Annotated in this window: 6 protein-coding genes; 1 reads left to right on the forward strand and 5 read right to left on the reverse strand. The window is 30.7% G+C overall.

From position 1 onward, the window contains the following. Nucleotides 1-186: 186 nt before the first annotated feature. Genes K1J10_RS06400 through K1J10_RS06420 form a run of 5 tightly spaced genes read right to left on the reverse strand, consistent with a single transcriptional unit; the run spans nt 187 to nt 6,332 of the window. Nucleotides 187-1,557, reverse strand: a complete 1,371-nt coding sequence (locus tag K1J10_RS06400) for an ABC transporter ATP-binding protein (RefSeq protein ID WP_223356276.1) — start codon at nt 1,555-1,557, stop codon at nt 187-189. Next, nucleotides 1,551-2,240 (reverse strand): energy-coupling factor transporter transmembrane component T family protein, encoded by a 690-nt coding sequence (locus K1J10_RS06405; protein WP_219335869.1) that lies wholly within the window; start codon nt 2,238-2,240, stop codon nt 1,551-1,553. The genes K1J10_RS06400 and K1J10_RS06405 overlap by 7 nt, the downstream gene beginning before the upstream one ends. After that, entirely contained in the window at nt 2,237-2,824 is a 588-nt protein-coding gene (locus K1J10_RS06410) for an MptD family putative ECF transporter S component (RefSeq protein ID WP_049510000.1), read from the reverse strand. The genes K1J10_RS06405 and K1J10_RS06410 overlap by 4 nt, the downstream gene beginning before the upstream one ends. Nucleotides 2,825-2,845: 21 nt before the next feature. Beyond that, entirely contained in the window at nt 2,846-4,570 is a 1,725-nt protein-coding gene (locus tag K1J10_RS06415; protein ID WP_125393984.1) for an ABC transporter ATP-binding protein, read from the reverse strand. 4 nt (nt 4,571-4,574) lie between these two features. Beyond that, nucleotides 4,575-6,332, reverse strand: a complete 1,758-nt coding sequence (locus K1J10_RS06420) for an ABC transporter ATP-binding protein (protein WP_223356278.1) — start codon at nt 6,330-6,332, stop codon at nt 4,575-4,577. A gap of 227 nt (nt 6,333-6,559) precedes the next feature. Here K1J10_RS06420 and K1J10_RS06425 point away from each other — a divergent pair, with 227 nt between their 5' ends. Beyond that, on the forward strand, nt 6,560-7,522 hold the full coding sequence (locus tag K1J10_RS06425) for a helix-turn-helix domain-containing protein (RefSeq protein WP_223356280.1): 963 nt from the start codon (nt 6,560-6,562) through the stop codon (nt 7,520-7,522). Nucleotides 7,523-8,502 lie beyond the last annotated feature (980 nt).

Below are 8,502 nucleotides of genomic sequence, written 5' to 3' on the forward strand. Positions count from 1 at the left end.
CTATTATATTATTTAATAACGCATAAAAATTTTCCTAAACAAAATATCTTACTTTCACACGATAAAAGAAATTCACATACACTTATATTTTCTATTATCATGTCATGATATTTCATATTTTTATCTCCTTACATCTTTAAATCTCCTTTATTTTGATTTTTCAAATATGAGTATCTCTATGGATATTTACAAATATATAACATTGTCAGCTATCGAATTTAAAAATTCTTGGTCATGTGAAACAATGAATATTATTTTCTTATCGCTTTTACATTCGTTGATCAGATGGGATATGTTCATCATATTGCAATAATCCATTCCACTAGTAGGCTCATCAAAAAACATAAGTTTAGATTTTTTACATAGTACAGATGCAATTGCTACCCTTTGCTTTTGTCCACCTGACAAGCTCATTGGATGACGATCTTTTGATTCATATAAATCAAGTTTTTTCAGAATATTTTCAACATAACTACTTTCAATATTTTTTATTCCAAGACTTACTTCACTTGCAATAGAATCGGTAAAAAGCTGATGATTAACATCCTGCATTACAAGGGATGATATTTTTAGCCTATCTGATTTTGAAAGTCTTTTGCCGGCCAAATAGATTTCATCATTCGATTTTCTTTCTAAGCCTATAAGGCATCTGAGCAAAGTGGATTTACCAAGTCCGTTTGTTCCTACTATGCCGTAAATTTTTCCCATTTCAAAAGAGAGGTTTTTTAAATGCAATATTTTATCTATGCCATTAAACTTAAATTCAATGTTTTTTACTTCTAAATTTCCCTTATTTTGATTTTCGGGTACTGTAAGTTTTACTCTATTCTTATTTCTTAAACCTAACTTCTTTAGCTTTTCAGACGGTATTTTCATAAAATCTATTTGAGTATATTCCTTTTGTATTTCCCCATCTTTAATCAAAAAAACTCTATCTACAATATCCATTAGATAAAATATTCTATGTTCTGAGATTATAAGAGTTTTCCCCTTATCTTTAAGTTTTATAAGCATTTCTTTTATGATTAAAATGTTATCTTCATCAAGATTTGATGAAGGCTCATCTAAAACAATGATTTCCGTTCCAGATATATAACTTGCAGCAATACATAAAATCTGCTTTTCTCCACCCGAAAGCTTAAAAATATCTCTATTTAAAAGATGTTCTATCGGAAACAAATCCAACATATCATTTAGTCTTTCATCCATTTGTTTTTTTGAAAGTCCTATATTCTCCAAATAGAGAAGTAATTCAAGAGTAGTATTTATATTGAAAAAGTGTGTCTTTGGATTTTGAAATACATTTGATACTAAGAGCGATATTTCGTATAATTCGAGGTTTTTAATATCTTTATTATCAATCCTGATGGTTCCACCCATAGAAGCTCCATCATATCGTACAGCTAACCCATTGATAGAATTTATAATTGAAGATTTTCCGCTACCACTTTTCCCAGTAAATAATACACATTCTCCTTTTTTTACATCTAAAGAAATGTTTTTTAACACTTTAGGAGAATTTCCATAAGATAGAGATAAATTTTCAATTTCTACCATAAAGCTCCTCCTATAACCATAATCAGTATTGAAAGCACATAAACAAAATCAACTGTTTTCGTTTTGACGGATATGTACCTTGTTTTTTTAACAGGATTTTCAATACATTTTGTTTCTGCTGCCTTTGCAATATCATCAGAAATATTAGAAGATACAACAAGTAAAGGCACAATTACATACTCGATGTATGAAATTGGATTTTTAAATGTAATACCTCTTATTTTCATAGCAAGTTTTATATTGTGACTTTCTTCCCTAAATGAAGGAAAAAACCTAAACATTACAGCAATTGGTATAGAAACAGTACGAGGTAAATTCATTTTATCCATTGAGGATATTACACTTCCTACATCCGATGTTTTTAAAAAAAAACTTCCCGCACTAAATGGAAGATAAAACATCTTACATACAGCAAATAGCATAAAAAACATCATTAAAATAGCATCCATATTTCTAATTACATCAAGATTAGGTATCAAAGAAAGAACCCCAAAAAATAATATGTTTTTTAAGGCTTCTTTCTTAAATCCATTCATTAAAAAAAGAAATGAAATAAGAAGCACAATTCCCCATTCAAAATAGGTATTTACTTTATAAAATACAGCAAATCCAAGTGAAAAACTTACTAAAATTTTACTAATTGGATTGGGATTATATGGATTGTCTAAAGAAACGAGCATTATACAATACCAGCTTTTTCGAAATGCTTTTTCAAAAAGACTTTACCGATATATGCGCCGAGTATCCCGCCGACAACAGCACCGATATATACTAATACCATACTTCGATAATTCAAAAGTGCTATGAGCTTCATTATATAATCGTGACCCATACCGCCTGTTTCCGCCAGTTTAATAACCTTGTCTTTAGCCAACAAAACTTGCATAAGGAAACCACAAATCCAAGTGTTGAATACGGCAAATGAGAGCATATTAAATTTAAATGATTTATATTCTCCTTTTTTTCTTAAAAGTTCCGCAATTGCCATACTGATTACAGCATGTATCAATATTACATATGTATTTCCCATTGCAATTGCTAAAAGACTACAAATCAACCCAAGTATAAATAATCCCCATGATTTTTGAACTTTTGCCATAAAGAGCATTATAACTATTCCTGTTATAATGCCTGCCAGTGTAGGGTATGCCAAGTATAAAATCGGTACAATACCAATCATTCCCGAAGCAAACATAAGTACAAAATATATTACTGTAAATACACCTATCGTAACTAAATCTTTAATTCTTAATTTTTCCATTTTTATATTTTCCTTCTAAATAAGTTTTCACTGAATATTTGATTTTCTAAGCATTGCTTTATAAAATTCCGAGCTTTTACAAAGTTCTTCATCTGTCCCTATCGCTTCAATTTTTCCGGCATTTAATAAAACGATTTTGTTTGCATTTCTTATTGTTCTTAATCTATGAGCAATAACAATTGCCGTTTTTTCTTTTATAAGTTCGGATAAAGCCTCTTGAATTAGACTTTCATTTTCAACATCCAGAGATGCTGTAGCCTCGTCAAGCAATATGATTGGTGCGTCTTTTAGTATTGCCCTTGCTATTGAGATTCTTTGTCTTTCTCCGCCTGAAAGTCTTTGTCCGTTTTCACCTATTACTGTATCTATTCCATCCGGCATTTTGTCTATAAATTCATAACATCTTGCTATTTTAGCCGCTCTTATAATCTCTTCATCTGTAGCATCTTTTTTACCGATTTTTATATTATCTTTTATGCTTGAATTAAAAAGAGTAACATCTTGGAAAACGATAGAGAAATTTTTAAGGAGTGTTTCCGGATCAATTTTACCGATGTCCTCTCCCCCTATCAAAATCTTTCCTTTATCTATATCCCAAAATCTTGCAGCAAGCTTGGTGAGAGTTGTTTTTCCGCTTCCGCTTGAACCGATTAGCGCAGTGATTTCACCCTGCTTTGCAGTAAAGCTCACACAATTTATTACAGAATAATCATCATATCCGAAATAAACATCCTTGAATTCAATATCGTAATTTTTAATGTCAATATCTTTTTTGCCTTCTTGAACAGGCGTTGTCTTTATTTCCTTTATTCTCCCTACAACCGCATCAAGAATAACTATCATTGACATAAAGGTGATTATTCCTTCTATAGGAAGATAAATACTTGCTGTAAGCATTAAAAATGCGATATAAACCAGCGCACTTACCTTCCCTGCCATAAGCATGTTGACGCCGATAACGGCAACACTTATAATTCCAAGCTTTAAAATTGCGGTAGCTATTCCTGTAAGTGTTCCGGCAACAACTTCACCTTTCGTCTTCTGTTTTGTGGATGCATTTAATTTTTCAAAAAAATCATTTAACATCCTATCTTCTAAGTTGTAAGATTTTATTTGCTCTATCTGCTCTATATTTTCCTGTAGATTATCAAAAACCTTACGATTATCATCTATCCAGCATTGTACTATTTTTTTCTGACTTTTCTTTGATAAAAATATAATTAGAATAGAAATGGGAATTACCCAAAGGGCTGCAAGTGCAAGTTTCCAATTATAGAAGATAAGCATTAAAGCAATAATACTTGTGGATATAGCCGTTGAATATATATGAGGTACAGCATGAGAAAAAATTGTTTCATATAAGTTCATGTCATTCATCATGGTTTCCGCAAGGTCTGCCAAATCTCTTTTACCAAAATAAGAAAGAGGTAATTTCTTTAACTTTTCCGCTAACTCAATTCTTGAATTTGCACTCTCGTTGTACACATTGGTGTAAAGTCTTACATAATCCCACCTCGCTATTAAGAACATCACAATCATCATTACTACAATTAGTACAATATAATGAACAGAAGTAAAATTGTAACTCTCAATACTTTTTAAAATGCCTATATACTGAAACAGAAACATAAAACCGATCATTGGTGCGAACAATTTAGTTAAATTAACAAGCGTGTGTGAAAATATGGCTTTTTTTAAGTTAAGAGCGCCTTTTTCTGACATCGCATATTTTTTCATAAAATAAGAAACCATATGTTTAACCTCCTATCTTCCAATTTACGGATTTTTGATATTCTTCCCAAAGTTTTTTGTAATGCCCACTCATACCTATTAAATCTGAATGCTTGCCTTCTTCTACAATTTTCCCCTTATCAATAACAAGAATTTTATCCGCATCTACTACTGTAGATAATCTATGAGCAATCATCAATGTTGTCTTGTTTTTTGATAGCTTCTTAAAAGACTCTTGAATCAAATGTTCATTTTCAGGATCTGCAAAGGCTGTAGCTTCATCTAAAATGATAATATCTGCATCTTTCAAAAAAGCTCTCGCTATAGAAATCCTTTGAGCTTCTCCTCTTGAAAAATATGTGCCTTTAGTTCCGTAAACAGTATCAAGTCCTTTATCTAAATTTTCAATAATATCTTTAGACCCTGAATTGATTAAGGCATTGTCAATTTCTTCATTAGTTGCATCAGGCTTTCCGATTAAAAGATTATCTCTTAAACTCATTTTAAATAGTTTAGAGTTTTGAAAAACAAAAGCAATTTTTCTCATTAAAGCCTCTTTTTCAAAATCTTTTATATTAATTCCTCCAATATAAATTTCACCTGTTTTAATATCGTAAAATCGTGCAGCAAGCCTTGCTATAGTAGTTTTACCACTGCCTGACGATCCGACTAAAGCAACTCGTTCTCCTTTATTCACCTTAAATGAAATATCGTCTAATACATTTTCATCTTCATAAGAAAAGCTCACATTTTTAAACTCTATCCCAACATCAGAACTTGTTTTATTTCCATAAACAAAATCATCAAACTCAAGTATATTCTCAATTTTATCTAAAGCAAGTTCCGCAAAATAACTGGATTGTGTAATCGTCGCAGTTCTCATAATAAAAGTAGCAAATGCCGGTCCTATTAGGAAGTAAATAACAGAATCTGCAACTACATTAGATAAGTTTCCATTAAATTTTATTAAGAGTAATGCCACAGGTACCAAGAAAAATGCCGTCGATGTAGAAACGGTTTCAAACCACGACATTTTATTCATATAACTCATAGTAAGCTTAAGTACATTGTCTTTTACTTTTATGATTAACGAATATAACTTATCAAAGCTCTCAACACTTTGTGCAAATGTTTTAACAACAGGAATTCCTCGAACATATTCCACTGTCTGAGAAGATAAATTGGAAAGTCCTGCATAATACTCATCTTTCATTTTTTTTGTTTCGGCTGTCATCATAGATGACATCAATGTCATACCGATAATCATCGGTATCATACTGGCAAGTCCTAACTTCCAGTTAAACACGAAGAAAAATACAAGCAGGACGATTGGCGATACAATGGTCATCGCCATATCAGGAAGTTGATGCGCTAAAAAAGAATGGGTTTCAGACGCTCCGGACACAATTACATTTCTTATCCTTCCGCTTTCTTTGTCATCGAAATACCCAAGCGGTTTGTTTATTAGTTTTGTTACGGAAGTCTTAATAATGTTATCTTCTACTTCAAATGCAAAAATATGGGATAAAATTAAACCTATTAGGTATATGAATAGCCCCAGACCGGCAAAAACTGCTGCATAAATTGAATTTTCCTTTACATAATCAAAATTCACCATCCCATTTAAAATTAAGTTATTTACAATTCTATGAATATATACCATAGGCATCAAAACCATGACACCTGATACAGCAGACATAACCATAGCAATATAGAGTAAAAAACTTTTTTTACCACCGTAAGCCTTTAGTCTTTTCAGTATTGATTTCTTCTTATTCTTCACTGAACAACTCCTCCTTTTTCTTAAAATTAGCAAACCCTATAAATAGCCTTTTTAGACTGATTTTAGAGGCTTGTTTTCAAACTCTTTTGCAATACGCATAGTTTTTCTTGTTTTTATCAGTTGTTTATTATATAATAAATGAGGATTTCAATCAATTAGATATGGCTAAATAAGTCTATTCGGGATAATGTCTATTCGGGATAAAATATAAAGCACGGAGGTATAATATGAGTGATTTTTATAACTTTGTTAAAAACTTTTTTTCTACAGATGAATCTATCGATAATACAAAATACTCCACTGTAGGACATGAATTCCGTTTTAGCACGGATAATGCAGAAGGCATATATTGGTTTTACGAGGGCGATAATTTCACTATTGATATTTATGATGTTTTCATAAAAAAAGAAATTATCCATACAAGTTTTTCTGGTTTGAATAATTTCTATTCCCTTTATTTATCTTATTTAGTTACAGCAAACGGTGAATGTTTTAATCCTTATCAAAATCTTTCTTCAAATTCACTTTTTACTATAAATACAAAATATTCTAAAGACTATAGGTTTATACTTCACAAAAATTCTCCTTATTTAGGAATCGGTATAAATTTCAATCAGTCCATGATAGAGCAATGCCTGTCCTCTTATAAGAATAAAGTCTGTAACTATGAAGATTTATTTTTTAATACCAGCATTATAATAAACAAGCCTTTAGAAAGAATCGCAAAAGATATCCTTAATTGCAAGATGGCATCTCCTGCTGCTGAAATCTTTTTTGAGTCAAAGGCAAAGGAATGGTTAAGTATTACAATAGACTCTTTTTTAAATAAGTACAGCAATCCACTATCTATTGCCGATGATGAGGCTTTGAAAAATGTCGCCAATTATATAGACGATCATTATGCAACATCTATCTCACAGGATACTTTAGAAAAAATATCCACTATGAGCGGCACAAAACTAAAAAAGTTATTTAAGCAAAAATATCAATGTACAATTACAGAATATACTCAAAGACGGAGAATGAATATGGCGGAATTACTCCTACTGAACTCTACCCTTAAAATTCAAGATATAGCAGAGGCTGTAGGATATTCCTCTCACAGTAAATTTAGTACATGCTTCAAAAAATATAAGGGATTTTATCCCAAAGACATAAAAAAATATGCGAAAAATAATCTTTCTGATTAAATACATAAGGATTTAACTTTGGGGACGGTTGAGTTAGACCTTATTGGAAAATGTTAAAGTCATAATTGGTAAACCTAAATAAATTATACGTTTAGGTCTTGTTATTATCTTGTAAAATCAGTAAAGTAGCTAATTCTACTATTTTTAGGGACTTAGTCACAAAGAAAATCAAACAGTTAGACTGACTGTTTGAGTATGAAAAAAGCAGATAAAAAATCCCTTGAGTAAATAACTTAGGGGATTTTAAAGGTTGGGGTAGGGTATTGAAAAACTCGTACAAAGTATAATAAAAATCCCCACCAAATATTGAAAATCTATTGAAATGTATTGAAGTTTATTAGCAGAATACATAAGTGGAAAGCTTGATTTTAATAAATTTAGAAGATTATTGAAAAAGAAATATCACACTTTCATTCTTATTAAAATCCTTATAACTGTATTTTGAATGATTTTCCCCAATCAAGCATCCCTCTCTCTTATAAAATATATACATTCAGTTGTATGAAATGTAATGTTGTTCTTATCAGACTTGAAACTTTTACTAATCCAACTATTTATCTTACACATTTAGTTTAAACCTATAGTATCCTATTTTCTTAATATTCTACAGTGTAACACTGCATTTATATTATAACGCTAATATGTTCAGAAAAGAAATACTTTGTAAGTCAATGTCTGTTATAACGGAAATTGTTAGAGATGTCTATCATAACAGAAATTGACATAATGTCCATAACTTTCCTGAAGATAAATTATGTAATCACAAACTATTTCATATCCAATCTAGTATATGTTGTTTGGAGCATATCATCAACAAAAAAAGAACGAGCCAAAACTGCGTTCTCCTTATAATGATAAAAATATGTTTTATACCACAAAAGATATGTAAACTAATCTTTTAAATAGATAAATTGCAAGAATAAGTGCAACATTTACTTGAACTCATCCTCTAGAGCTTCACAAGCAGTTCTGTAAGCTAA

This window comes from Streptococcus australis (assembly GCF_019930045.1).
In the GTDB taxonomy this organism is placed as follows: Bacteria; Bacillota; Bacilli; order Lactobacillales; family Streptococcaceae; genus Streptococcus; species Streptococcus australis_D.